The organism is Klebsiella sp. ZJOU C1, from assembly GCF_035620215.1.
Classification (GTDB): domain Bacteria; phylum Pseudomonadota; class Gammaproteobacteria; order Enterobacterales; family Enterobacteriaceae; genus Klebsiella; species Klebsiella variicola.
In genome coordinates, this window is record NZ_CP141644.1 from 4285205 (window position 1) to 4308672 (window position 23468).

General features: G+C 58.4%; 22 protein-coding genes and 5 tRNA genes. 7 read left to right on the forward strand and 20 right to left on the reverse strand.

Features of this window, described 5'->3' with window-relative positions:
• Positions 1 to 66 precede the first annotated feature (66 nt).
• From proX to leuA, 7 genes are all read left to right on the forward strand, one after another.
• Complete coding sequence (gene proX, locus SPE70_RS20460) at positions 67 to 1065, forward strand: glycine betaine/L-proline ABC transporter substrate-binding protein ProX (protein ID WP_064170044.1); 999 nt, start codon at positions 67 to 69, stop codon at positions 1063 to 1065.
• Between the two features lie 183 nt (positions 1066 to 1248).
• Complete coding sequence (locus SPE70_RS20465; protein WP_022065776.1) at positions 1249 to 1995, forward strand: AzlC family ABC transporter permease; 747 nt, start codon at positions 1249 to 1251, stop codon at positions 1993 to 1995.
• Complete coding sequence (gene ygaH / locus SPE70_RS20470) at positions 1985 to 2320, forward strand: L-valine transporter subunit YgaH (protein WP_008806143.1); 336 nt, start codon at positions 1985 to 1987, stop codon at positions 2318 to 2320. Before SPE70_RS20465 ends, ygaH begins: the two co-directional genes overlap by 11 nt.
• 90 nt (positions 2321 to 2410) lie before the next feature.
• Complete coding sequence (gene mprA / locus SPE70_RS20475) at positions 2411 to 2941, forward strand: transcriptional repressor MprA (RefSeq protein ID WP_002914337.1); 531 nt, start codon at positions 2411 to 2413, stop codon at positions 2939 to 2941.
• A gap of 125 nt (positions 2942 to 3066) precedes the next feature.
• Positions 3067 to 4239 (forward strand): multidrug efflux MFS transporter periplasmic adaptor subunit EmrA, encoded by a 1173-nt coding sequence (gene emrA, locus SPE70_RS20480; RefSeq protein ID WP_008806144.1) that lies wholly within the window; start codon positions 3067 to 3069, stop codon positions 4237 to 4239.
• Positions 4240 to 4254: 15 nt separating this feature from the next.
• Positions 4255 to 5793 carry a multidrug efflux MFS transporter permease subunit EmrB gene (gene emrB / locus SPE70_RS20485; RefSeq protein ID WP_008806145.1) on the forward strand — a complete coding sequence of 513 codons (1539 nt, stop codon included), beginning with the start codon at positions 4255 to 4257 and terminating at the stop codon, positions 5791 to 5793.
• 136 nt (positions 5794 to 5929) lie between these two features.
• Positions 5930 to 7606: a 2-isopropylmalate synthase gene (leuA, locus tag SPE70_RS20490; protein WP_012967376.1), complete on the forward strand. Its 1677-nt coding sequence runs from the start codon at positions 5930 to 5932 to the stop codon at positions 7604 to 7606.
• On the opposite strand, the gene SPE70_RS20495 is transcribed toward leuA, so the two are convergent.
• The 20 genes from SPE70_RS20495 to mltB form a co-directional block, all read right to left on the reverse strand.
• Positions 7585 to 8352 (reverse strand): AraC family transcriptional regulator, encoded by a 768-nt coding sequence (locus SPE70_RS20495; protein WP_064170043.1) that lies wholly within the window; start codon positions 8350 to 8352, stop codon positions 7585 to 7587. The genes leuA and SPE70_RS20495 overlap by 22 nt on opposite strands.
• A 52-nt stretch (positions 8353 to 8404) precedes the next feature.
• Positions 8405 to 8920, reverse strand: coding sequence for an S-ribosylhomocysteine lyase (luxS, locus tag SPE70_RS20500; protein ID WP_002914351.1), 516 nt, complete (start codon positions 8918 to 8920; stop codon positions 8405 to 8407).
• A gap of 163 nt (positions 8921 to 9083) precedes the next feature.
• A complete protein-coding gene (gene gshA / locus SPE70_RS20505; RefSeq protein WP_008806148.1) occupies positions 9084 to 10640 on the reverse strand; it encodes a glutamate--cysteine ligase in 1557 nt (518 codons plus the stop codon).
• A gap of 66 nt (positions 10641 to 10706) precedes the next feature.
• On the reverse strand, positions 10707 to 11135 hold the full coding sequence (locus SPE70_RS20510) for a YqaA family protein (RefSeq protein WP_008806149.1): 429 nt from the start codon (positions 11133 to 11135) through the stop codon (positions 10707 to 10709).
• On the reverse strand, positions 11132 to 11698 hold the full coding sequence (gene yqaB / locus SPE70_RS20515; protein ID WP_004174701.1) for a fructose-1-phosphate/6-phosphogluconate phosphatase: 567 nt from the start codon (positions 11696 to 11698) through the stop codon (positions 11132 to 11134). Before yqaB ends, SPE70_RS20510 begins: the two co-directional genes overlap by 4 nt.
• Positions 11699 to 11822: 124 nt before the next feature.
• On the reverse strand, positions 11823 to 12137 hold the full coding sequence (locus SPE70_RS20520; protein WP_008806150.1) for a BON domain-containing protein: 315 nt from the start codon (positions 12135 to 12137) through the stop codon (positions 11823 to 11825).
• Positions 12138 to 12425: 288 nt separating this feature from the next.
• A tRNA-Arg gene (locus SPE70_RS20525) sits at positions 12426 to 12502 on the reverse strand.
• A 228-nt stretch (positions 12503 to 12730) separates the two neighbouring features.
• A tRNA-Arg gene (locus tag SPE70_RS20530) sits at positions 12731 to 12807 on the reverse strand.
• A gap of 56 nt (positions 12808 to 12863) precedes the next feature.
• Positions 12864 to 12940, reverse strand: a tRNA-Arg gene (locus SPE70_RS20535).
• Between the two features lie 150 nt (positions 12941 to 13090).
• Positions 13091 to 13167, reverse strand: a tRNA-Arg gene (locus SPE70_RS20540).
• A 4-nt stretch (positions 13168 to 13171) separates the two neighbouring features.
• Positions 13172 to 13264, reverse strand: a tRNA-Ser gene (locus SPE70_RS20545).
• Between the two features lie 322 nt (positions 13265 to 13586).
• A complete protein-coding gene (gene csrA, locus SPE70_RS20550) occupies positions 13587 to 13772 on the reverse strand; it encodes a carbon storage regulator CsrA (protein ID WP_000906486.1) in 186 nt (61 codons plus the stop codon).
• Positions 13773 to 14136: 364 nt separating this feature from the next.
• Entirely contained in the window at positions 14137 to 16764 is a 2628-nt protein-coding gene (gene alaS, locus SPE70_RS20555) for an alanine--tRNA ligase (RefSeq protein WP_012540791.1), read from the reverse strand.
• A 251-nt stretch (positions 16765 to 17015) separates the two neighbouring features.
• Positions 17016 to 17516, reverse strand: coding sequence for a recombination regulator RecX (recX, locus tag SPE70_RS20560; protein WP_008806152.1), 501 nt, complete (start codon positions 17514 to 17516; stop codon positions 17016 to 17018).
• Between the two features lie 70 nt (positions 17517 to 17586).
• Complete coding sequence (gene recA, locus SPE70_RS20565; protein WP_004205686.1) at positions 17587 to 18645, reverse strand: recombinase RecA; 1059 nt, start codon at positions 18643 to 18645, stop codon at positions 17587 to 17589.
• Between the two features lie 90 nt (positions 18646 to 18735).
• On the reverse strand, positions 18736 to 19233 hold the full coding sequence (gene pncC, locus SPE70_RS20570; protein ID WP_012540790.1) for a nicotinamide-nucleotide amidase: 498 nt from the start codon (positions 19231 to 19233) through the stop codon (positions 18736 to 18738).
• A gap of 138 nt (positions 19234 to 19371) precedes the next feature.
• On the reverse strand, positions 19372 to 20250 hold the full coding sequence (locus SPE70_RS20575; RefSeq protein ID WP_016161684.1) for a metal ABC transporter substrate-binding protein: 879 nt from the start codon (positions 20248 to 20250) through the stop codon (positions 19372 to 19374).
• 7 nt (positions 20251 to 20257) lie between these two features.
• Positions 20258 to 21121 (reverse strand): metal ABC transporter permease, encoded by an 864-nt coding sequence (locus tag SPE70_RS20580; protein WP_008806155.1) that lies wholly within the window; start codon positions 21119 to 21121, stop codon positions 20258 to 20260.
• A complete protein-coding gene (locus tag SPE70_RS20585; protein WP_012540787.1) occupies positions 21118 to 21828 on the reverse strand; it encodes a metal ABC transporter ATP-binding protein in 711 nt (236 codons plus the stop codon). Before SPE70_RS20585 ends, SPE70_RS20580 begins: the two co-directional genes overlap by 4 nt.
• 486 nt (positions 21829 to 22314) lie before the next feature.
• On the reverse strand, positions 22315 to 23394 hold the full coding sequence (mltB, locus tag SPE70_RS20590) for a lytic murein transglycosylase B (protein WP_324726405.1): 1080 nt from the start codon (positions 23392 to 23394) through the stop codon (positions 22315 to 22317).
• Between the last annotated feature and the right edge of the window lie 74 nt (positions 23395 to 23468).

A 23468-nucleotide genomic window follows, 5' to 3' on the forward strand; every position in this document is an offset into this window, starting at 1 on the left:
GCCGCTCCCCGGCACCAGCCGAGGCCGGGGGGTCGCTCTTCCCGTTAAACAATAAGAGGAACCACCATGCGACATCGTACGATGATGGCCACCGCCGCCTTTGCCACCCTGATCGCCACCAGCACCTTCGCCGCCGACCTGCCGGGCAAAGGGATTACCGTGAAGCCTGCCCAGAGCACTATTTCGGAAGAGACCTTCCAGACCCTGCTGGTCAGTCGCGCGCTGGAGAAGCTAGGCTACACCGTCGAGAAACCGAGCGAAGTGGACTATAACGTTGCCTATACCTCGATTGCCGCCGGGGATACCACCTTTATCGCCACCAACTGGCAGCCGCTGCACGATGACATGTACGCCGCGGCAGGCGGTGATAACAAATTCTATCGTAAAGGGGTGTATGTCTCAGGCGCCGCCCAGGGCTATCTGATCGATAAAAAAACCGCCGAGCAGTACCACATCACCTCCATCGATCAGCTTAAAGATCCGCAGATCGCCAAACTGTTTGATACCAATAATGACGGTAAAGCGGATCTCACCGGCTGTACGCCAGGCTGGGGCTGCGAAGCGGTGATTAACCACCAGATTGACGCCTATGGCCTGAGCAAAACCGTCACCCATAACCAGGGCAACTACGCGGCGATGATGGCCGACACCATCGCCCGCTATAAAGAGGGTAAACCGGTGCTCTACTACACCTGGACGCCGTACTGGGTCAGCGACGTGCTGAAACCTGGCAAAGACGTCGTCTGGCTGCAGGTGCCGTTCTCCTCCCTGCCGGGCGAGCAGAAAAACATCGACACCAAACTGGCCAACGGCGCCAACTATGGCTTCCCGGTGAACACAATGCACATCCTCGCCAACAAAGCCTGGGCCGAGAAAAATCCGGCCGCCGCCACCCTGTTTAGCGTCATGAAGCTGCCGATCGCCGACATCAACGCCGAGAATGCGATGATGCACGAAGGCCATGCTTCCGAAGCCGACATTAACGGTCATGTCGATGGCTGGATCAAAGCCCACCAGCCGCTGTTCGACAGCTGGGTGAAAGCGGCGCTCGCCGCGCAGCAGTAACCCTGCCTCCCGGATAAGGCGCTCCGTCTTATCCGGGCTCCCTTTCCCTCGTTGCTCGCAGCACAGAGTATGGAAAAGCGGATTCCAGGAATTTCCATAGTGTTAAGGCGCGTCGCGCTCTGTTAAGGTGGACCCATCGGTCAATTTGTCACCTTCACATGGATCCAGCGATAAGTTATTCATATGGAAAACCCCGCGCCCTTAACCTGTGCCTTACCTGAACGTGTCGCCACCGTCGGCGAAGGCATCAAAGACAGTCTCCCCATCGTTATCAGCTACCTGCCGGTGGCTTTCGCCTTCGGACTGAACGCCACCCGGCTGGGATTCACCCCGCTGGAAAGCGTGTTTTTCTCCTGCATTATTTACGCCGGCGCCAGCCAGTTTGTGATCACCGCCATGCTGGCCGCCGGCAGTTCGCTGTGGGTCGCCGCCCTGACGGTGATGGCGATGGATGTCCGCCACGTGCTGTATGGTCCCTCATTGCGCAGCCGCATTCGCTCAGCGCTGGATAAAAAGAAAACCGCCCTCTGGGCCTTTGGCCTGACCGATGAGGTTTTCGCCGCGGCCACCGCCAGGCTGGTTCGCGATAACCGCCGCTGGAGCGAAAACTGGATGCTCGGTCTCGCTTTTACTTCCTGGGCATCGTGGGTATGCGGCACGCTGGCCGGCGCCTGGTCCGGCAACGGCCTGCTGGTGGATTATCCCGCGGTGGAGGCCGCGCTCGGCTTTATGCTGCCGGCGCTGTTTATGAGCTTCCTGCTGGCCTCATTCCAGCGCCAGCAGTCACTCTGCGTCACGGCAGCCCTGGCAGGCGCGCTGGGTGGCATTTTGTTATTTTCCATTCCGGCGGCCATCCTCGCCGGGATTGTCTGCGGGTGTCTGACGGCGCTGGTCCAGGCCATGCTTAAGGGGATGCCGGATGAACAGTGAAGTCCTTCTGCTCGGGGTGATAGTCGGCAGCGTGAATTATCTGTTTCGCTATCTTCCCCTGCGCCTGCGCGCCGGCCATGCCCGGCCTGCCCGCCGTGGCCCGGTCAGCGTGCTGCTGGATACCATCGGCATCGCCTCGATTTGCGCGCTGCTGGTGGTCTCCAGCGTGCCGGAGATCCTCGCCGATGCCCATCGCCTGGCGCCGACGCTGATCGGCTTCCTGGTGCTAGGGGCCGCCTTCTGGAAAACCCGCAGCATTATTGTCCCGACGCTGCTGTCGGCGTTGGCCTACGGTCTGGCATGGAAAATCACCAGCGGACTCTAAGCTTTACGTATCAATTTTAGTCAATAATTCATTTGATTTATTTGTCACAATAGTTATTATATCGGCTGTAATTAATGAGGTCATACCCAAATGGATAGTTCGTTTACTCCCATTGAGCAAATGCTCAAATTCCGCGCCAGCCGCCATGAAGATTTCCCGTTCCAGGAGATCCTGTTAACTCGTCTTTGCATGCATATGCAAGGTAAGCTGCTGGAAAATCGCAATAAAATGCTCAAAGCGCAGGGAATTAACGAGACATTATTTATGGCGCTGATTACGCTGGAGTCACAGGAAAACCACAGCATCCAGCCGTCCGAGCTGAGTTGCGCGCTGGGCTCGTCGCGTACCAACGCCACCCGTATCGCTGATGAACTGGAAAAACGCGGCTGGATTGAACGTCGCGAGAGCGATAACGATCGCCGCTGTCTGCATCTGCAACTGACCGAAAAGGGCCATCAGTTTTTGCGTGAAGTCCTGCCACCGCAGCATAACTGCCTGCATCAGCTGTGGTCTTCACTCAGCACCAGCGAAAAAGATCAGCTCGAACATATCACCCGCAAACTCCTGAGCCGCCTTGACCAGATGGAAGAAGAAGGCGTGCTGGCGGACTCTCTACGCTAAGGGCGGCGTCGCTCAGCCCATTTTTACGTTGCAAGGAAAACAGCCAGGCCAGCAGATCTCTGCTGGCCTTTCTGATAAACAGGTCGGCTCAGCCGATGTGAAATAATAAGATCGTGGAGAATAACATGAGCGCAAATGCGGAGAGCCAAACCCCGCAGCAACCAGGCAGCAAAAAAGGAAAGCGCAAAGGCGCACTCCTGTTGCTGACATTGCTCTTTATTATTATTGCCGTGGCATATGGGATTTACTGGTTTCTGGTACTGCGTCATTACGAAGAGACCGACGATGCCTACGTGGCAGGGAACCAGGTACAAATTATGGCCCAGGTCTCAGGCAGCGTGACCAAAGTCTGGGCTGACAACACGGACTACGTGCAGAAAGGCGATCCGCTGGTGACGCTCGATCAGACCGATGCCCAGCAGGCGTTTGAGAAAGCCAAAACGCAGCTGGCCGCCAGCGTGCGTCAAACCCGTCAGCAGATGATCAACAGCAAGCAGTTGCAGGCGAATATTGACGTCAAAAAGACCGCCCTCGCCCAGGCGCAGGCTGACCTGAATCGCCGCATCCCGCTGGGCGCCGCGAACCTGATCGGCCGCGAAGAGTTGCAGCACGCCCGCGATACCGTCGCCAGCGCGCAGGCCGAACTCGACGTGGCAATCCAGCAATACAACGCCAACCAGGCGATCGTGCTGGGCACCAAACTGGAACAGCAGCCGGCGGTGCTGCAGGCGGCCACCGAAGTGCGTAACGCCTGGCTGGCCCTGCAGCGTACGCAAATCGTCAGCCCGATTAGCGGCTACGTTTCCCGTCGCTCGGTACAGCCTGGGGCGCAGATCGGCACCACCACGCCGCTGATGGCGGTGGTCCCGGCGACCAACCTGTGGATCGACGCCAACTTTAAAGAGACCCAGCTGGCGCACATGCGCATCGGCCAGCCGGCCACCGTGATCAGCGACATCTATGGCGATGACGTGAAATACACCGGCAAAGTGGTCGGCCTGGATATGGGCACCGGCAGCGCCTTCTCCCTGCTGCCGGCGCAGAACGCCACCGGTAACTGGATCAAAGTGGTACAGCGCCTGCCGGTCCGTATCGAGCTGGACGAAAAACAGCTGGCGGAACACCCGCTGCGCATCGGCCTCTCCACGCTGGTGGAAGTCAACACCACCGATCGCGATGGCGAAATGCTGGCCAGCCAGGTGCGAAGCTCCCCGGTTTACGAGAGCAATGCCCGCGAAATCGCGCTTGAGCCGGTTAATAAACTGATCGACGAGATCATTCAGGCCAACGCCGGATAATTCGGGGTGAGCGTAATGCAACAGCAAAAACCGCTCGAAGGCGCGCAACTGGTCATTATGACCATTGCGCTGTCGCTGGCGACGTTCATGCAGGTGCTGGACTCCACGATCGCCAACGTGGCGATCCCAACCATTGCCGGTAACCTTGGCTCGTCGCTGAGCCAGGGGACGTGGGTCATCACCTCGTTCGGGGTGGCCAACGCCATCTCCATCCCCATTACCGGCTGGCTGGCGAAGCGCGTCGGCGAGGTGAAGCTTTTCGTCTGGTCGACGGTGGCATTCGCTATCGCCTCCTGGGCCTGTGGGGTGTCGAACAGCCTGACGATGCTGATTTTCTTCCGCGTCATTCAGGGGATCGTCGCCGGTCCGCTGATCCCGCTGTCGCAGAGCCTGTTGCTCAGCAACTACCCACCGGCGAAGCGTTCTATTGCGCTGGCCCTGTGGTCAATGACCGTGATCGTCGCGCCGATCTGTGGCCCGATTCTCGGCGGCTATATCAGCGATAACTACCACTGGGGCTGGATCTTCTTCATCAACGTGCCGATTGGTATCGCAGTGGTGATCATGACGCTGCAAACCCTGCGCGGGCGCGAAACCCGTACCGAACAGCGACGTATCGACGGCGTCGGGCTGGCGTTGCTGATTATCGGTATCGGTAGCCTGCAGGTGATGCTCGACCGCGGTAAAGAGCTCGACTGGTTCGCTTCCAACGAGATTATCATCCTGACCATCGTGGCGGTGGTGGCGATAAGCTTCCTGATTGTCTGGGAGCTGACTGACGATAACCCGATAGTCGACCTGTCGCTGTTTAAGTCGCGCAACTTCACCATCGGCTGTTTGTGTATCAGCCTGGCCTATATGCTCTACTTCGGCGCTATCGTACTGCTGCCGCAGCTGTTGCAGGAGGTCTACGGCTACACCGCTACCTGGGCCGGTTTGGCGTCGGCGCCGGTGGGGGTGATCCCGGTCATTCTGTCGCCGATTATTGGCCGCTTTGCCCATAAGCTCGATATGCGTCGGCTGGTCACCTTCAGCTTTATTATGTATGCCGTCTGCTTCTACTGGCGTGCGTGGACCTTTGAACCGGGTATGGACTTTGGTGCATCGGCGTGGCCGCAGTTTATCCAGGGCTTCGCGGTGGCTTGTTTCTTCATGCCATTGACCACCATCACCCTCTCCGGCCTGCCGCCGGAGCGGCTGGCGGCGGCGTCGAGCTTGTCAAACTTTACCCGAACTCTGGCCGGCTCCATCGGGACCTCGATCACCACCACCATGTGGACCAACCGTGAGGCGCTGCACCATGCGCAGCTCACCGAGTCGGTGACGCCGTTCAACCCCAACGCCCAGCAGATGTACGATCAGCTGCAGGGCATGGGAATGACCCAGCAGCAGGCTTCCGGCTGGATAGCGCAGCAGATAACCAACCAGGGGTTGATTATCTCCGCCAACGAAATCTTCTGGGTTTCGGCGGGGATCTTTATTCTTCTGCTCAGCCTGGTGTGGTTCGCCAGGCCGCCATTCAGTGCCGGCGGCGGCGGCGGGGGCGCACACTAAGCATCAGACTAAGGGACCTGCGGGTCCCTTTTTTATGGCGTCAGATTGTCCAATTCTCGCTAGTTTCTGTCTCGTTTGCGAAAGCTCGCCACCCGGTGCTCGGGCAGGATAAAGGCTGACCATTAAGGAGAACACTATGCTGAGCCATCCTGCTGAAAAGTACCGTCCCTATCCGCCGATTGCCCTGCCCGACCGCCGCTGGCCCGACCGGCAAATCAGCCACGCCCCGCGCTGGCTGTCGACCGACCTGCGCGACGGCAACCAGGCGCTGGCGGAGCCCATGGACAGCGCCCGCAAACTGCAGTTCTGGGATCTGCTGCTGGAGTGCGGTTTTAAAGAGATTGAGGTCGCCTTCCCTTCCGCTTCGCAAACCGATTTCAACTTCGTCCGCCAGCTGATCGACGAGCAGCGCATCCCGGAAGATGTCACCATCCAGGTGCTGACCCAGGCGCGGGATCCGCTGATCCTGCGCACCTTTGAGGCACTGCGCGGCGCCCGCCAGGCCACCGTCCACCTCTACAATGCCACCGCGCCGCTGTTTCGCGAGCTGGTCTTCGGGATGGATAAAGCCGAAGTGATCGCCCTGGCGACCCGCGCCACCCGACTTATCCGCCAGCAGTGCGAACAACAGCCGGAGACCCGCTGGCAATACGAATACTCACCAGAGACCTTCTGCTTTACCGAACCCGAGTTTGCCCTTGAGATTTGCGAGGCGGTGGCGGACGTCTGGCAGCCCTGCGCCGAACGGCCGATGATCGTCAATCTGCCGGCGACGGTGGAAGTGAACACCCCCAACGTCTATGCCGATCAGATCGAGTATTTTTGCCGCCACTTCTCCCGCCGCGGCGAGGTCTGCATCAGCGTGCACCCGCACAACGACCGCGGGACCGGTGTCGCCAGCGCCGAGCTGGCGGTGATGGCCGGCGCCGATCGGGTGGAAGGCTGCCTGTTTGGCAATGGCGAACGCACCGGCAACGTCTGCCTGGTGACGCTGGCCATGAATCTCTACAGCCAGGGCATCGACCCTGAGCTTCGCTTCGAGCAGATGAACCGGGTGGTGGAGGTGGTGGAAAACTGCAACCAGATCCCCGTTCACCCACGCCACCCGTGGGCGGGAAGTCTGGCTTATACCGCCTTCTCCGGCTCCCATCAGGATGCCATCAAAAAAGGGTTTGATGCCCGTCAGCCAGGCGATCCGTGGCAGATGCCCTACCTGCCCATTGACCCACAGGATATTGGCTGTAGCTATGAGGCGGTGATCCGCGTCAACAGCCAGTCGGGAAAAAGCGGCAGCGCCTGGCTTATCGAACAAAACCATGGTCTCAAGCTGCCCCGCGGGCTGCAGCAGGACTTCAGTCAGCATGTACAGCAGGTGACCGATAGCGACGGCAAAGAGATGACCCACCACGCGCTGTGGCAGCTGTTCCGCACGCGCTACGGCCTGCTGGCGCAGCCTGCGCTGACGCTGCTTGATTATCAGAGCGCCAGCCAACAGGATGGCCAGCTTTCGCTGCAGGCGACGCTGCGACACCACGGCGAAACCCGACGCCTGCAGGGCCAGGGCAACGGCCTGCTGTCGGCCGCCGCCAGCGGCCTCAGCGCGCTGCTCAGACAGCCGTTTATGATTAAGGACTACCATGAGCATACCCTTGGCGCGCGCAGCGACAGTCGGTCGGTCGCCTATATCCGCTGCGTTTTTCCACAAGGTGAAAGCTACTGGGGAGTGGGTATTGATAATGACGTGGCGCGCGCTTCGCTGCAGGCATTGTGCAATGCGATCAGCGTCGCCGATCAGGTCGGAGGGCGAAAATAGTCGCTGGGAGCAACGCCCATCACCCGACGAAACATGGCGCTGAAAGCGCTGTGGCTGCCGTAGCCCAGCTCCAGCGCCACCCGCAGCACGGAGTGACCCTGCGCCAGGCGAATCAGCGCTTCCATTAGCTTCGCCCGGCGCACCCACTCGCTCCACGTCAGGCTAGTCTGCTGCTGAAAATGGCGGTTAAGGGTTCGCTCACTCATGCTGCACACCTTTGCCGCCTGGCCGCTGCTCCAGGCTTCGCCCGGCGCCTCGCGTACCTGCTGGCACAGCCGACGCAGCGTGTCACTTTGCGGTTCCGGCAGGCCAAACGGCAGGATCGCCATCCCGCGGATCTCATCGAGGATCAGCTCATAAATCCGTTCGTCACGGCTGGCGGGGGCATAGCACTCGGCCAGTCCCAGGGATGAGACGATCAGTTCCCGCAGCAGCGGCGTGATCTGTACGATCTGGCAACCCGCCGGGAGATCGGCGCGCGCCAGCGGATCGATAAACAGGGTGCGCGCCGCCACGTTGCCGGTCATACGCAGCGCGTGCGGCGTTCCCGCCGGCAGCCAGACGCCGCGCCCGGGAGGCACCACCCAGTAACCTGCCGGTGTCGCGACCCGCACCACGCCGCTTAAAATATGCAGCAGCTGGGCGCAGTCATGCTGATGCCAGTCTTCCTGGTCACCGTGGGCATAATCATGGGCAAAAGGCACCAGCGGGCGGTGCTGAAAGGAGAAAGTCGTGGTGGTCGTCATGGCGGCGTCAGGAGAGCGGCCCGGCGACAGGCGTCGGGCCGTGGCGGAAGCACTAGATGTGCAGTTCCTGCAGTTTTTCTTTCGGCAGCGCCAGTTCGTCGTTGCTGTTGATGCGTACATCGCGCTCAATGATATGACGAGCGATGTCCTGGGCCTCTTCCAGCGAGTGCATGGTATAGGTTCCGCACTGGTAGACGTTGAGCTCCGGGATCTGGTTCTGATCTTTCACCTTCAGCACATCGGCCATCGCCGCTTTCCAGGCGTCAGCGACGCGCTGCTCGTCCGGTGTACCAATCAGGCTCATATAGAACCCGGTGCGGCAGCCCATTGGCGAAATGTCGATAATTTCCACGCCATTCCCGTTCAGGTGATCGCGCATAAAGCCCGCGAACAGGTGCTCCAGGGTGTGGATACCGCGTTCCGGCATCACTTCCTGGTTCGGCACGCAGAAGCGCAGATCGAAAACGGTGATTTCATCGCCATGCGGCGTGTTCATTTTCTTCGCGACACGCACCGCTGGGGCTTCCATTCGGGTATGGTCGACTGTGAAACTATCTAACAACGGCATTCGTCACCTCCGGGAGTGATTTTTTTTAAAATAAAATGAACTCTTTGTTCAGCCGCGAGTCTCAGTATATGAAAGACGCGCATTTATTATCATCATCATCCCTGAATCAGAGATGAAAGTTTGGCCACATTGATGTGGCCTTTTTCTTTTGTATCGTCAGCGGCTACGCGTGTCGTGCCAGCAGCGCTTCGAACGGCTCACTGTCTTCCGCTTCCACTTTCTTCTGCCGTGCCACCGATGCCTCGCGCTCGGCGATGAAATCGGCTTCGCTCAGGATCTCCAGCGGCTCTTCCCGCAGCTGCGTCCGATAGCGATCCGCCAATGCACGGCCAGTGCCGCCAATCCCTTCTTCAATCATAGAACGCAGAATGCGGGCTGAGAAGGTTAATTCCGGATCGTCAAAGCAGGCCAGCAGCTCGTCGCAGACCTGCTGATATGCCTGGCCACCGTGGATACTGTCAAGGGTCTGCGCCACGCGGCGTAAATCGCGGAACAGATCTTTGCCCACCTGAGCCAGCGGGAACTGCGCGCTTTCGCAGCCAATCCCCAGCGTTAAGCCCGGCTTACGCCCTTCCAGAATCACCCGATTCCAGTTGGTGCGAGTGCACAGCAGCTCATCGCTGCTCATCTCCGGCGCGTCGGCCAGCGCGCACCAGACCATAAACAGATCGAGGAAACGCACCTGCTGGGCGTCAACGCCGATCGGCGAGAACGGGTTGATATCCAGCGAACGCACTTCAATGTACTCAATGCCGCCGCGCAGCAGCGCATCGGACGGGGTTTCGCCCCGACGGGTCACGCGTTTCGGACGGATCGGCGCATAGAGTTCGTTTTCAATCTGCAGGATATTGCTGTTGATCTGCAGATACTTGCCGTCTTTCTGCAGCCCGATTTTAGCGTACTCTTCCGACGGCGTTTTAATCGCCCGCTTCAATCCTGCCACATACTCATGCAGATCGTTAAACGTAATTCCGAGATTGCTTTGCGACTTATTGGTATAACCGAGGTCGCTGAGGCGCAGCGAGGTGGCGTACGGCAGGTAGTACATACCGTTACCCGCCTCCTCAAAAGGCAGCGTCGTCGGTTTCCCTTGCAGGAACGAGGAGCAAATCGCCGGCGAGGCGCCGAACAGATAAGGGATCACCCAGCCAAAACGATAGTAGTTACGAATCGAGCGGAAATAGCCCGCCGAGATAGCTTCTTTACCGCTTTCGACGTCTTCCACGCCACACTTCGCCTGCCAGAACGCCATCGGCAGCGAGAAATTATAGTGCACGCCGGAGATAGTCTGCATCAGCGCGCCATAGCGGTTCTTCAGCCCCTCGCGATACAGCGTTTTCAGACGCCCCACGTTTGAGGTGCCGTACTGCGCCAGCTCAATATCCTGACCGGGAGCGATATAGCATGGCATACTCAGCGGCCACATTCGCTCGTCGCCCAGCTGACGCGCGGTATAGCGATGGACATCGCGCATAAAGGTCAGCATATGCTCAATATCGCCATCCACCGGCGTAATGAACTCGAGTAAAGCTTCGGCAAAATCGGTGGTAATCCATTTATGCGTCAGCGCTGAGCCTAACGCCAGAGGGTGACCGGTCGTTGCAAGGGTGCCGTCTGCGTTCACGCGCAGCGTTTCCCGCTCCAGACCACGTTGAATACCCTGCAGAGCCTGCGGATGTTTTTCCAGCCAGGCCAGCGCCTGTGATACGTCCGGGATCAATTTGACCTCCCGCCTGTCGAAATCGTTTGAATAAGCATAATTGTAATGGATGAACTATCAGTCCAATTAGTGCCACCACGTCATACCCTGAAGCGTCGCTGCTGCAATAACGATATAGCGCAGCGCCTTACCAAGGCATAAGAAAAAGAGTACCGGTCCCCAGGAAATGCGCATCCATCCCGCCAGCAAACACAGTAAATCGCCGACAACCGGCGCCCAGCTCAGTAAGAGCGTGACCGCGCCGTAGCGCTTAAGCCAGCCAGCCGCCCGCTCCTGCCAGCGCGAGGTTTTGCGCAGCGGAAACAAGCGCCCCAGAATAACGTTAGTTACCCCTCCAAGGCTATTGCCGATTGTTGCTATTAATACTAACCACCATGGATGACTGACCCCTGCAAGTAGCATAGCCACCAGCACAACCTCCGAATTACCGGGAAGCAGCGTGGCGCTTAAAAAGCTACTGGCAAACAGCGAGGTGAGTGACAGCGCGTCGCTCACAGCAAACGCACGTCAACAGCGTCCATGCCTGCACGCTTCGCCGCTTGCAGACCAAAGTCGGCATCTTCGAAGACCACGCATTTTTCCGGCGCGACGCCCATGCGCTCGGCGCACAGCAGGAAGGTATCGGGCGCGGGTTTATGGTTGACCACATGATCGGCCGCCACCACCGCAGAGAAGTAATGACGCAGGCCCAGGTGCGCCAGCAGCGCCTCGGCGACGGCGCTTTCGCTGCCGGTACCCACCGACATCGGGCGACGACCATGCCACGCCTTGACCACCTCAATTAGCGGCAACGGGCGTACGCTGTCCAGCAGCATCGCCTTAACCGCCTGGGTTTTTTCCTGCGCCAGGCGATGTGGATCGAGATCCGCCTGGTTGAGTTCAATAATCGCCTGGGCAATCCGCCAGGTTGGTGAGCCATTGAGCGCGACCATCGCCTGTTCGTCGAAACGCATACCGTAGCGGCCCAACACCTCGTTCCATGCCTGCCGATGGGTCGGCTCGGTATCGAGAATGGTGCCATCCATATCAAAGATCAGTCCTGCGTAACCTTCGTACATTGTCTTCTCACCAACCGGTTAATGAATAGTTACTCTATCGCAAAAGCCCGTCGTTGTCGCGGCCAGCGGCTCAAACGACAAAGGCGCCCTCAGGCGCCTTCAGGCATAAACCGGGTAGTGGGTCTTATTTAATACGCAGATCGTTCTCGACCATACGCACGCCCTGCACCCGACGGGTGACTTCCACCGCACGTTTAGCGCTTTCCGCAGAGGAGACAAACCCGCTCAACTGCACGCGGCCTTTAAAGGTCTGGACGCTGATTTCTGAGGACTTGATATCTTTATCGTTAAAGAGCGCCGTTTTCACCTTAGTGGTCACCACGGTATCGTCAATGTAACCGCCGGTGCTTTCTTTGGTGGACGAACCGGCACAGCCAGTAAGGGCCGTCGCCACCAGCAGCGTCGCGCAAAAAGCAGGTATTGCTTTGAACCATTTCATGGATTTCTCTCCTTGCATTTAACTCAGCCTGATAACGCTGATATACAAGGATAAATTATAGTGGAAAGCGCGGCTTGCCAATAAAAAAAGTCAGTATGAAACCGGTGATGGAAAACGAGGTTATCGGGATGGTGAGGGGAGAGTAAAGAGTGAAGATGGTGCATCCGGGAGGATGACTCGGCTAAGCCTCGCCCTTCGGGCCGTTGCTTACGCAACGTTATCCTCCCTGGTGCTGGCGCTGATTTCGCAGACCATACAACAACGTCGTCGCTGTTACTAAGGAGAATATGGTGCATCCGGGAGGATTCGAACCTCCGACCGCTCGGTTCGTAGCCGAGTACTCTATCCAGCTGAGCTACGGATGCATCGGGAAAGCTATTTTACTGCGGGGTTACTCTCCTGGCACTTACGATGGTTTCGCAAACCAGATAACAACAATGTTGCTGTTACTAAGGAGAATATGGTGCATCCGGGAGGATTACTCGGCTGCGCCTCGCCCTACGGGCCGTTGCTTACGCAACGTTATCCTCCCTGGTGCTGGCGATAATTTCGCAGACCATAAAACAACATCGTCGCTGTTATCAAGGAGAATATGGTGCATCCGGGAGGATTCGAACCTCCGACCGCTCGGTTCGTAGCCGAGTACTCTATCCAGCTGAGCTACGGATGCATCGGAATAACTAGTTTACTACAGAATTCATCTGAATAATCAGAATCGGGCAAGAATGGTGCATCCGGGAGGATTCGAACCTCCGACCGCTCGGTTCGTAGCCGAGTACTCTATCCAGCTGAGCTACGGATGCATCGGGAAACTTGCTTTACTACGCGTCAGTGTCACAACTAACACCTGCCACACTGAGTATGATGGCCTAATCGGTAGAGTGACTCGATTATACCTCGCACTGCGGGCCGCTGCTTTCACAGCGTTCTTCTCTCTTAATTCAGAAAGAAGATGGTGCATCCGGGAGGATTCGAACCTCCGACCGCTCGGTTCGTAGCCGAGTACTCTATCCAGCTGAGCTACGGATGCAAAATGGCGGTGAGGCGGGGATTCGAACCCCGGATGCAGCTTTTGACCGCATACTCCCTTAGCAGGGGAGCGCCTTCAGCCTCTCGGCCACCTCACCACACACGCCTCTTTCGAGTGCTTCGAAGAACTTGTTTCTGCTCTTCGTCGCTGCGATGGCGCACATATTACTTTCTGGTACTTATAAGTCAAACACTTTTTCGAGACCTTTTTTCGTTTGCACACTTCGCACGCAATTCGCGTGCAAAAACGGCAAAAAGGGCAATTTATCAACAGGAAATCAGACCTGACGCAGGCATAACGCCAAACAGCCAAAGCGGCAAAGGGTGATGAAAACCGGTATTGCGCAGGGGAAAAAGTGAAAAAGGCAAAAATAACGGCGGGAAGGGATGCGCCTCACTGAACAGCGAGGCGCGGAAACCTTAGTAACTGGACTGCTGGGATTTTTCAGCCTGAATACGCTGGTAGATCTCTTCACGGTGAACAGATACTTCTTTAGGGGCGTTTACGCCAATACGAACCTGGTTACCCTTCACCCCTAAAACTGTCACAGTGACCTCATCTCCAATCATGAGGGTCTCACCAACTCGACGAGTCAGAATCAGCATTCTTTGCTCCTTGAAAGATTAAAAGAGTCGGGTCTCTCGTATCCCGGCATTATCCATCATATAACGCCAAAAAGTAAGCGATGACAAATACCTTGCGGTATAAGGCAGTCATGGCATCACATTCTGTTAAACCTAAGTTTAGCCGATATACACAATTTCAACCCGACTTTATCGTTATCAGTACTTATGACGCAAGGTGCCGTTTCCCCGAGGTTACGGCACCTATACCCGCCATACTTCAAGTTGCCTGTGTGTTGGCTTTCCTCACTCACCCCAGTCACTTACTTGAGTAAGTTCCTGGGGATTCGCTGCGTCGCCGCCTTCCTGCCACTCGAATTATTTAGGGTATAGGCGTTTATAGTTATTACAGTTTTGCGCTGACCCAGCCTTTCACACTGGCTAACGCTGCAGGGAGAGCAGACGCATCGGTACCACCGGCCTGCGCCATATCCGGACGACCGCCCCCTTTACCGCCCACCTGCTGAGCGACCATACCAACCAGCTCCCCTGCCTTCACGCGATCTGTCACATCCTTAGACACACCGGCAATCAGGGAAACTTTACCGTCTGCGACCGTAGCCAACACCACAACCGTCGAACCCAGTTGGTTCTTCAGATCGTCAACCATGGTACGCAGCATCTTCGGCTCCACGCCGGCCAGCTCGCTGACCAGCAGCTTAACGCCGTTAATCTCTTCCGCTTTGCTGGAGAGGTTTGCGCTCTCCTGCGCCGCAGCCTGCTCTTTCAGCTGCTGCAGCTCTTTTTCCAGCTGACGGGTACGCTCCAGCGCGGCGCGAACTTTCTCGCCGAGATTGTGGCTGTCGCCCTTCAGCAGCTGTGCGATATCGCTGAGCTGATCGCTCTGCGCGTGCAGCATGGCTATCGCGCCTTCGCCGGTTACCGCTTCGATACGGCGCACGCCAGCGGCGGTACCGGACTCAGAGGTGATGCGGAACAGGCCGATATCACCGGTACGCGCCGCGTGAGTCCCGCCGCACAGTTCGGTGGAGAAGTCGCCCATCTGCAGCACGCGGACGCGGTCATCGTATTTCTCGCCGAACAGCGCCATGGCGCCGGATGCGCGCGCGGCATCGATATCCATAATGTTGGTTTCGATAGCCAGGTTACGACGGATCTGCGCATTGACCAGATCTTCGACTGCACGGATCTCTTCCGGCTTCATCGCTTCGAAATGCGAGAAGTCAAAGCGCAGCGCTTTATCGTTAACCAGCGAGCCTTTCTGCGCTACATGGGTGCCGAGCACCTGGCGCAGCGCCGCATGCATCAGATGCGTCGCGGAGTGGTTCAGACGGATACGCTGACGGCGAGCCTCGTCCACATCGGCCTGCACCGCGTCGCCCACTTTCAGGGAACCGCTGGCGACTTTACCGATATGACCAATGGCCTGACCGTACTTCTGCGTGTCGCTGACGGCGAAGGAGAAGCCTGCGCCTTTCAGTTCGCCTTTATCGCCCACCTGGCCGCCGGACTCCGCATAGAACGGGGTCTGGTCGAGGATCACCACCGCTTCCTGGCCCGCGCTGACACTATCCACCGCTTTACCGTCGATAAACAGCGCAGTCACTTTGCCGTTCAGCTCCAGATGATCGTAGCCTTTAAATTCAGAGGCGCCGTCAACGCGGATCATCGCGTTATAGTCAGCGCCGAAACCGCTGGACTCGCGCGCGCGGCGGCGCTGCTCTTCCATGGCGGCCTCAAAGCCAGCTTCGTCAACTTTAATGTTGCGTTCGCGGCACACGTCCGCCGTCAGGTCGACCGGGAAGCCGTAGGTGTCGTACAGACGGAAGGCCGTTTCGCCATCCAGCGTGTCGCCTTTCAGCTTCGACAGCTCTTCATCCAGCAGCGCCAGTCCGCGCTCCAGAGTACGGGCGAACTGCTCTTCTTCAGTTTTTAGTACCTGCTCAACCTGAGCCTGCTGCTGTTTCAGTTCTTCACCGGCGGAACCCATCACGGCGATCAGCGGGGCAACCAGTTTCCAGAAGAAGGTGTCCTTCGCGCCCAGCATGTTGCCGTGACGGATCGCACGGCGAATGATGCGACGCAGCACGTAGCCGCGGTTTTCATTCGACGGGATCACGCCGTCAGCAATCAGGAATGCACAGGAGCGAATGTGGTCGGCAATCACACGCAGCGACTTGTTCGTCAGGTCGGTCGCGCCGGTGACTTTCGCCACGCTGGCGATCAGATCGCGGAACAGGTCGATATCATAGTTGGAGTTAACGTGCTGCAGCACGGCGGCAATACGCTCCAGCCCCATACCGGTATCAACGGACGGCTTCGGCAGCGGCTCCATGGTACCGTCAGCCTGACGGTTGAACTGCATGAAGACGATGTTCCAGATCTCGATGTAGCGGTCGCCGTCTTCTTCCGGGCTTCCCGGAGGGCCGCCCCAGATGTGATCGCCGTGGTCAAAGAAGATTTCGGTGCACGGGCCGCACGGACCCGTGTCGCCCATCTGCCAGAAGTTATCAGAAGCAAACGGCGCGCCTTTGTTGTCGCCGATGCGGATGATACGCTCGCGCGGAACGCCTACTTCATTGGCCCAGATGTCGAATGCTTCGTCATCGGTCTCGTAGACGGTGACCCACAGCTTCTCTTTCGGCAGGGCGAACCAGTTTTCACCGGTCAGCAGTTCCCATGCGTATTTGATGGCATCCTGTTTGAAGTAATCGCCAAAGCTGAAGTTGCCCAGCATTTCAAAGAAGGTGTGGTGACGCGCGGTGTAACCGACGTTTTCCAGATCGTTGTGTTTACCACCCGCACGCACGCAACGCTGCGCGGTGGTCGCGCGCGAGTAATTACGTTTGTCGAGGCCAAGGAAGACATCCTTGAACTGGTTCATCCCGGCGTTGGTAAACAGCAGGGTTGGATCGTTGTGCGGTACCAGGGAGCTGCTGGCAACTACCTGATGTCCCTTACTATGGAAAAAGTCGAGAAACGCCTGACGGATCTCAGCGGTGCTCTTGCTCATAATTATCCTGAAATCAAGCTACACGTCATCCTTCAAGTCGCCTCTGTCCTGGCTGCGCTTGCTCTCCCGGCACCGAACTGACGTGCGTTCCAGAAGATGTTCTCTCTTGCCGCCCTGATGCAGCTTGAATGATTTTGTGTATAAGGAATAATCGCCCTGGACGCTGTCTGTACTGTCACAACCAGCGGCCCGACGGAATAAAGTGGGAATAAGATAAGTTTTCTTTACGGCGAAGTAAAATCCCCGATGGGTCAATCTGCAAAATTTCGCCAGATTTCCTGGATATCTTCCATCAGGTAGCCGCGGTAAAGCAGGAATCGCTGAACTTTCACTTTTTCAGTAAAGGCGGAAGGTAACGGTTCGCCGTATTTACGCTGCGCCTGCTCCCTGGCAAGGCTCACCCAGTCGATATCACATTCGCGCATCGCCTGTTCAACGTCCTGGCGGGCAATCCCTTTCTGGCTGAGCTCCTGACGAATGCGCGCCGGGCCATAGCCTTTGCGGCTCCGGCTGGCGATGAACTGGCCGACAAAACGGTGATCGTCGAGATAGCGGTTTTCGATACACCAGGCAACCACCTGCTCCAGCTCTTCGGGGGTGACGTCCAGCGCCTCGGGGCCATTTTTGCTCATTACTGGTGCAGCCAGTTTGCGCCGCAGCTCCTGTTCGCTGTGGTCGCGCATGGCCAGAATGCGGATAGCGCGGTCCAGCAGGCGGGCGTAGCCGGAGCGGCGTGATGAAGGTTCAGTCACAGGCACCTCAATAATCTAAAAAATGCAAAAGGGCCGCATAAGCAGCCCTTTATCACTCTGTTAGACGATATCAGAAATCTTGTTCCGTTTCTTCTGCGTCGTTGCCGTCAACGGCGAAGTCCGGCGTAGAGTCCTGGTTGTTGAGCAGCAGTTCGCGAACTTTCTTCTCAATTTCTTTCGCCGCCGCCGGGTTCTCTTTCAGCCAGGTGATCGCGTTCGCTTTACCCTGACCAATTTTGTCGCCGTTGTAGCTGTACCAGGCGCCCGCTTTCTCAATAAGCTTCTCTTTCACGCCCAGGTCAACCAGCTCGCCGAAGAAGTTGATGCCTTCGCCGTAGAGGATCTGGAATTCAGCCTGTTTGAACGGCGCGGCGATCTTGTTCTTCACCACTTTGACGCGGGTTTCGCTGCCGACGACATTGTCGCCCTCTTTCACCGCGCCGATGCGGCGGATGTCCAGACGCACGGAGGCGTAGAACTTCAGCGCGTTGCCGCCGGTGGTGGTTTCCGGGTTACCGAACATTACGCCGATTTTCATACGGATCTGGTTGATGAAGATCAGCAGCGTGTTGGACTGCTTCAGGTTACCCGCCAGCTTACGCATCGCCTGGCTCATCATACGCGCCGCGAGACCCATGTGAGAATCGCCGATTTCGCCTTCGATTTCCGCTTTCGGCGTCAGCGCCGCGACGGAGTCGACGACGATAACGTCAACCGCGCCAGAGCGCGCCAGCGCGTCACAGATTTCCAGCGCCTGTTCACCGGTATCCGGCTGAGAACACAGCAGGTTGTCGATATCCACGCCCAGTTTGCGCGCATAGACCGGGTCCAGCGCGTGTTCGGCATCGATGAACGCACAGGTTTTACCTTCACGCTGCGCTGCGGCGATAACCTGCAGCGTCAGGGTGGTTTTACCGGAAGATTCCGGCCCGTAGATCTCGACGATACGGCCCATTGGCAGACCGCCGGCGCCGAGCGCAATATCCAGAGAAAGCGAGCCGGTGGAGATGGTTTCTACGTCCATAGAACGGTCTTCACCCAGGCGCATGATGGAGCCTTTACCGAATTGCTTTTCGATCTGGCCCAGTGCAGCCGCCAACGCTTTCTGTTTGTTTTCGTCGATCGCCATTGTTACTCCTAATCATGCAGGGTGAAGCGTGTTCGCTTCGCCGTTAATATTTGTTCAGTTGAGGCAATTATACTGTATGGTCATACAGTATCAAGTGTTTTGTAGAAATTGTTGCCAGAGCAGATTGAGCGCATAGGCCGTCGCCTGACGACGCACCGCTTCGCGGTCTCCGGCAAAGCATTCGCGCCGCGTCACGCCTTGCCCGCTCACGCTGGCGACACCAAACCACACCGTGCCGACCGGCTTTTCGTCGCTGCCGCCATCCGGCCCGGCGACGCCGCTAACGGAGATGGCATAGTCCGCGCGCGCCGCGCGCAGTGCGCCGATCGCCATCTCGACCACCACCGGTTCGCTCACTGCGCCGTTGTCCCGCAGCGTCGCTTCGCTGACGCCGATCATTTGCGATTTGGCTTCGTTGCTGTAGGTCACAAAGCCGCGTTCAAACCACGCTGAGCTGCCGGCAATATCGGTGATCGCTTTCGCTATCCAGCCGCCGGTGCAGGATTCCGCCGTGGTCACCGTCGCACCGCGCGCCTTCAGCGCCCGGCCCACCTTCTCGCTTAGCTGCATTAATTCTGAATCGGTCATTATCGCCCCGCTTTGGTCTGGATAAAGAGGCCATCAAAGATAGCACTTTCCACAGAGATATGGGGACGAGGTGTGGAATTTACGAGGGGACATCCAAAATGAATCATCCCGGCGATGCCGGGATGATAAATCGCACGATTACTTCATGCTGGCGGCGATCAGCGCCACGTTATGACGCATCATTTTCACATAGCTATCCGCGACGCCACCCGGTGCGGAGAGCGCCTCCGGATAGAGTTCGCCCCCCGGCTGGGCGCCTGTCGCGCTGGCGATTTGCTTCACCAGCCGCGGGTCAAGCTGGTTCTCCATAAACCAGGTATGGACGCCATCGGCTTTGATTTGCTTAATCAGCGCCGCCACCTGCGCCGCGCTGGCCTCGCTCTCTGAAGAGAGCCCCTGTGGCGCGAGGAATGTCACATTGTAAGCGCGGCCAAAATAGCCGAAGGCGTCATGGCTGGTCAGGACCTTGCGCTTTGCCAGCGGAATGGCGCTGAACTGCGCTTTCGCCCAGCCGTCGATATTCGTCAACTGCTCGATATAGCGCTTGCCGCTGCTGGTCAACGCCGCTTTATCTTCCGGGTCGGCTTTCACCAGACCATCGAGGATATTCTGCGCATACAACGCACCGTTCGCCGCGCTGTTCCAGGCGTGGGGATCGGTCACCGTTTTGCCATCCTCATCAAGGGTATGGGTCTTGACGCCTTTCGAGGCCACCACCAGCTCGCCCTTAAAACCAGAGGCCTTAATCAGACGATCCAGCCACCCTTCCAGCCCCAGGCCGTTGACCACCACCACGTCGGCCTTGCTGAGCAGCGCACTATCTTTCGGCGAGGGCTCGAAGGTGTGTGGATCGCCGTCCGGGCCGACCAGCGTATCGACATGGACATGCTCGCCGCCGACCTGCTGCACCATATCACCCAGCACCGAAAAACTGCTTACCACGTTCAGCGTTTTTGCCATCGCCCCCTGCGCCATCAGCCCCAAAGCCAGCGCCACAACCATTGCACTACGTTTCATCATTTCCTTACCCCATCAATTTGCGCCAGCCGATCAGCAGCCGGCTATGCGTGCCAAAAAACAGCGAAATAAAAAACAGCGCGCTGGCGGTCAGCACGATGGCGGGCCCGGCGGGAAGACTGGCCGCCCAGGAGAGACTTAATCCCAGCCAGGCGCAGAGTGCGCCGGAGAGCGCCGCCAGCAGCAGAATGCCCGGCAGCGTTCGCGCCCAGCAGCGCGCGGCAACCGCCGGAAGCATCATCACCCCTACCGCCATCAGCGTGCCGAGTACCTGAAACCCCGCCACCAGATTAAGCACCAGCAGCGCCAGAAACAGTCCATGCAGCAGCGCGGGAAGGCGGGGGTGGTTCACCTGCAGCCAGGCGCTGTCGAACGCCTCGCTGACCAGACCGCGGTAGCACAGCGCAATGCACAGCAGCGTCAGGCTGGCGACGCCGCTGACAAACAGCGCCGCGTCACGATCGACCGCCAGAATAGAGCCAAATAACAGATGCAGGAGGTCGACGCTGGAGCCGCGCAGCGACACCAGGGTGACGCCCAGGGCCAGCGATCCCAGATAAAATCCGGCAAAGCTGGCGTCCTCTTTTAACGGTGTCCGCCGGCTCACCCACCCGGCCACCAGCGCCACCACGATGCCGGCGATGAAGCCGCCCAGGGTCATGGCCAGCAGCGACATGCCGCTCAGCAGATACCCCACCGCCACCCCGGGGAGAATGGCGTGCGACAGCGCATCGCCCATCAGGCTCATGCGCCGCAGCAGCAGGAAGACGCCCAGCATGGTGGTGCTCAGCGACAGCGCCAGACACACCACCAGCGCCCGGCGCATAAAACCAAATTCAATAAAAGGCTGAAAGAAGGTGTGCCAGATCATGCCGACCTCGCATGACTGAAAGCCGGAAGTACCGCCCGGGTGACGCCCCAGCAGGCGCGTTGGGAAGTCAGCAGCAGCGTCTCGGGGAAAAAGTCGGCCACCCGCTGGTTATCATGCAGCACCGCCAGGATGGTCTGCCCCTGCTGATGCATCTCGAGGATCAATTCCATCAGTTCCCGGCAGGTCGCTTCGTCGATGCCGGTGAAGGGCTCGTCGAGCATCACCAGCGGCGCCTGCTGCACCATCACCCGGGCAAACAACATGCGCTGAAACTGGCCGCCGGAGAGCGCCTCAATCGGCGATTTCGCCAGACCCGCCAGCCCGACCCGCTCCAGCACCGCGCTGATACGTCGCCGGGTATCGCCGCCCAGACCGCGTAGCAGCGACACGCCGGGCCATGCGCCCTGACTCACCACATCCTGCACGTTGAGAGGAAACTGCGACTCGAGGGCATGGCGCTGCGCCAGCCAGCCAATCACCGGCCGTTTCCCCTGCCAGCGCAGGCGGCCACTGACCGGTGGTAGAAACCCGGCGAGCGTTTTCAGCAGCGTTGATTTTCCGCAGCCATTGAGGCCAACGATTGCTGTCAGGCTGCCGGGGCATATCATCCCGCTCAACGGTGGGGTGATCGCCACCCCGTCATAGCCAGCGACCAGTTGCTCCAGCTCAATCATGGCAGCGCCACCGCCCACCAGGTCGCTAACCATAGCGCCACCAGCAGCACGCCTGCGATGGTCGCGCGCGTCGCGCCGGAGGCCATAAAAACTGATGTGAACATATTTCACCTCTTTTAATGTTATAACATAACAATACAGAAGCGAAAAAAGAATGTAAATCAGTGTCAGTGGGCAGAAATGTAACAAAGGTCAACAAGAGGCATGCGGGCGGGAAAAAACGAGAGGTTAAGCGCGGCCTCCCCGGCGTCATCCCCCGGTCGCGCTGCGCTTACCGGGGCTAGCAACCGGATACCGCATCGTAGCCCGGATAAAGCGCTGCGCGCCGCTATCCGGGGAGGCGCGGAATCTGTCAGTAACGTAGCCGCAGTGTTGCCGATGGGCGACAAGCTGTCATTGAACTCTCCCCCGGTCGCGCTGCGCTTACCGGGGCTACCAACCGGATACCAGACCGTAGCCCGGATAAGGCGCTACGCGCCGCTATCCGGGGAGGCGCGGAATCTGTCAGCCGGATGAAAATCAGTACCCGCCGCGGGCCTGCGAAACCGCCAGCCCCAGCTGCCAGACGGCCATCGCGTAGTGGGTGCTGTGGTTATAGCGGGTGATGGTGTAGAAGTTCGGCAGCCCGTACCAGTACTCATAGCTGGTGCCGACATCCAGCCGCAGCAGACTGGCCTGCTGATGGTTACCCAGCGGCTGGGTTGGGGTTAGCCCCGCCGCCGCAAGCTGCGACACGCTGTATTTGGTTTTGAAACCATTCTCCAGCCCCGGCGCCTGGCCCAGCGCCTGCACCGCCACCAAATCGCCGCTCACCCAACCATGCTGTTTGAAGTAGTTGGCCACGCTGCCGATGGCATCCACCGGGTCCCACAGGTTGATATGGCCGTCACCGTTAAAATCGACCGCATACTGCTTATAGGAGGACGGCATAAACTGGCCGTAACCCATCGCCCCGGCGAAAGAGCCTTTCAGATCCAGCGGGTCGTCGCTTTCGCTGCGCGCCATTAACAGGAAGGTTTCCAGCTCCGACGAGAAGTATTCAGCGCGGCGCGGGTAGCTAAATGACAAGGTCGCCAGCGCATCAAGGATGCGGGTTTTGCCCATCACCCGACCCCAGCGAGTCTCCACGCCGATAATGCCGACGATGATTTCCGGCGGCACGCCATAAACCTGATAAGCGCGGTTCAGCGCATCCTGATACTGGTTCCAGAACACCACGCCGTTCTGCACATTATCCGGGGTAATAAACTGTTTCTTGTAGCGCAGCCAGGCGCCGGTCGGCCCGGTCGGCGGCAGGCCGGTCGGCGCCTGACGATCCATCAGCCGCAGGACGTAATCCAGGCGCTTAGCCTGCGACAGGATCTCCTGCAGCTGCTGTCTGTCGAAGCCGTGCTTCGCCACCATCTTATCGATGAACTGCGCCGCCGCCGGGTTGTTGGCGAAGTCGCCGCCCATCTGCATCACGTTATGCTGCGGTTCCAGCAAAAAGCCGCCGGTTCCACTCGCCATCTCCGTTTCCGCGGGGGTCTTGGGTTTGCTGCTGCAGGCAGCGAGGAGCACACAAAGGGGAAGTAAAGCCAGATAGCGACGCTTCAACATGGGAATTCCGTTTAACAAATTCAGCAAGGGATAATTATGGTAAAGCATGCGACGACCAACAAGAAAGCGACAAT

Excerpts from the sequence above, each read along its gene's own strand:
- proX (WP_064170044.1), top strand. The coding sequence starts at position 67 with ATGCGACATCGTACGATGATGGCCACCGCCGCCTTTGCCACCCTGATC.
- SPE70_RS20465 (WP_022065776.1), top strand. The coding sequence starts at position 1,249 with ATGGAAAACCCCGCGCCCTTAACCTGTGCCTTACCTGAACGTGTCGCC.
- ygaH (WP_008806143.1), top strand. The coding sequence starts at position 1,985 with ATGAACAGTGAAGTCCTTCTGCTCGGGGTGATAGTCGGCAGCGTGAAT.
- mprA (WP_002914337.1), top strand. The coding sequence starts at position 2,411 with ATGGATAGTTCGTTTACTCCCATTGAGCAAATGCTCAAATTCCGCGCC.
- emrA (WP_008806144.1), top strand. The coding sequence starts at position 3,067 with ATGAGCGCAAATGCGGAGAGCCAAACCCCGCAGCAACCAGGCAGCAAA.
- emrB (WP_008806145.1), top strand. The coding sequence starts at position 4,255 with ATGCAACAGCAAAAACCGCTCGAAGGCGCGCAACTGGTCATTATGACC.
- leuA (WP_012967376.1), top strand. The coding sequence starts at position 5,930 with ATGCTGAGCCATCCTGCTGAAAAGTACCGTCCCTATCCGCCGATTGCC.
- SPE70_RS20495 (WP_064170043.1), bottom strand. The coding sequence starts at position 8,352 with ATGACGACCACCACGACTTTCTCCTTTCAGCACCGCCCGCTGGTGCCT.
- luxS (WP_002914351.1), bottom strand. The coding sequence starts at position 8,920 with ATGCCGTTGTTAGATAGTTTCACAGTCGACCATACCCGAATGGAAGCC.
- yqaB (WP_004174701.1), bottom strand. The coding sequence starts at position 11,698 with ATGTACGAAGGTTACGCAGGACTGATCTTTGATATGGATGGCACCATT.
- SPE70_RS20520 (WP_008806150.1), bottom strand. The coding sequence starts at position 12,137 with ATGAAATGGTTCAAAGCAATACCTGCTTTTTGCGCGACGCTGCTGGTG.
- csrA (WP_000906486.1), bottom strand. The coding sequence starts at position 13,772 with ATGCTGATTCTGACTCGTCGAGTTGGTGAGACCCTCATGATTGGAGAT.
- alaS (WP_012540791.1), bottom strand. The coding sequence starts at position 16,764 with ATGAGCAAGAGCACCGCTGAGATCCGTCAGGCGTTTCTCGACTTTTTC.
- recA (WP_004205686.1), bottom strand. The coding sequence starts at position 18,645 with ATGGCGATCGACGAAAACAAACAGAAAGCGTTGGCGGCTGCACTGGGC.
- pncC (WP_012540790.1), bottom strand. The coding sequence starts at position 19,233 with ATGACCGATTCAGAATTAATGCAGCTAAGCGAGAAGGTGGGCCGGGCG.
- SPE70_RS20575 (WP_016161684.1), bottom strand. The coding sequence starts at position 20,250 with ATGAAACGTAGTGCAATGGTTGTGGCGCTGGCTTTGGGGCTGATGGCG.
- SPE70_RS20580 (WP_008806155.1), bottom strand. The coding sequence starts at position 21,121 with ATGATCTGGCACACCTTCTTTCAGCCTTTTATTGAATTTGGTTTTATG.
- SPE70_RS20585 (WP_012540787.1), bottom strand. The coding sequence starts at position 21,828 with ATGGTTAGCGACCTGGTGGGCGGTGGCGCTGCCATGATTGAGCTGGAG.
- mltB (WP_324726405.1), bottom strand. The coding sequence starts at position 23,394 with ATGTTGAAGCGTCGCTATCTGGCTTTACTTCCCCTTTGTGTGCTCCTC.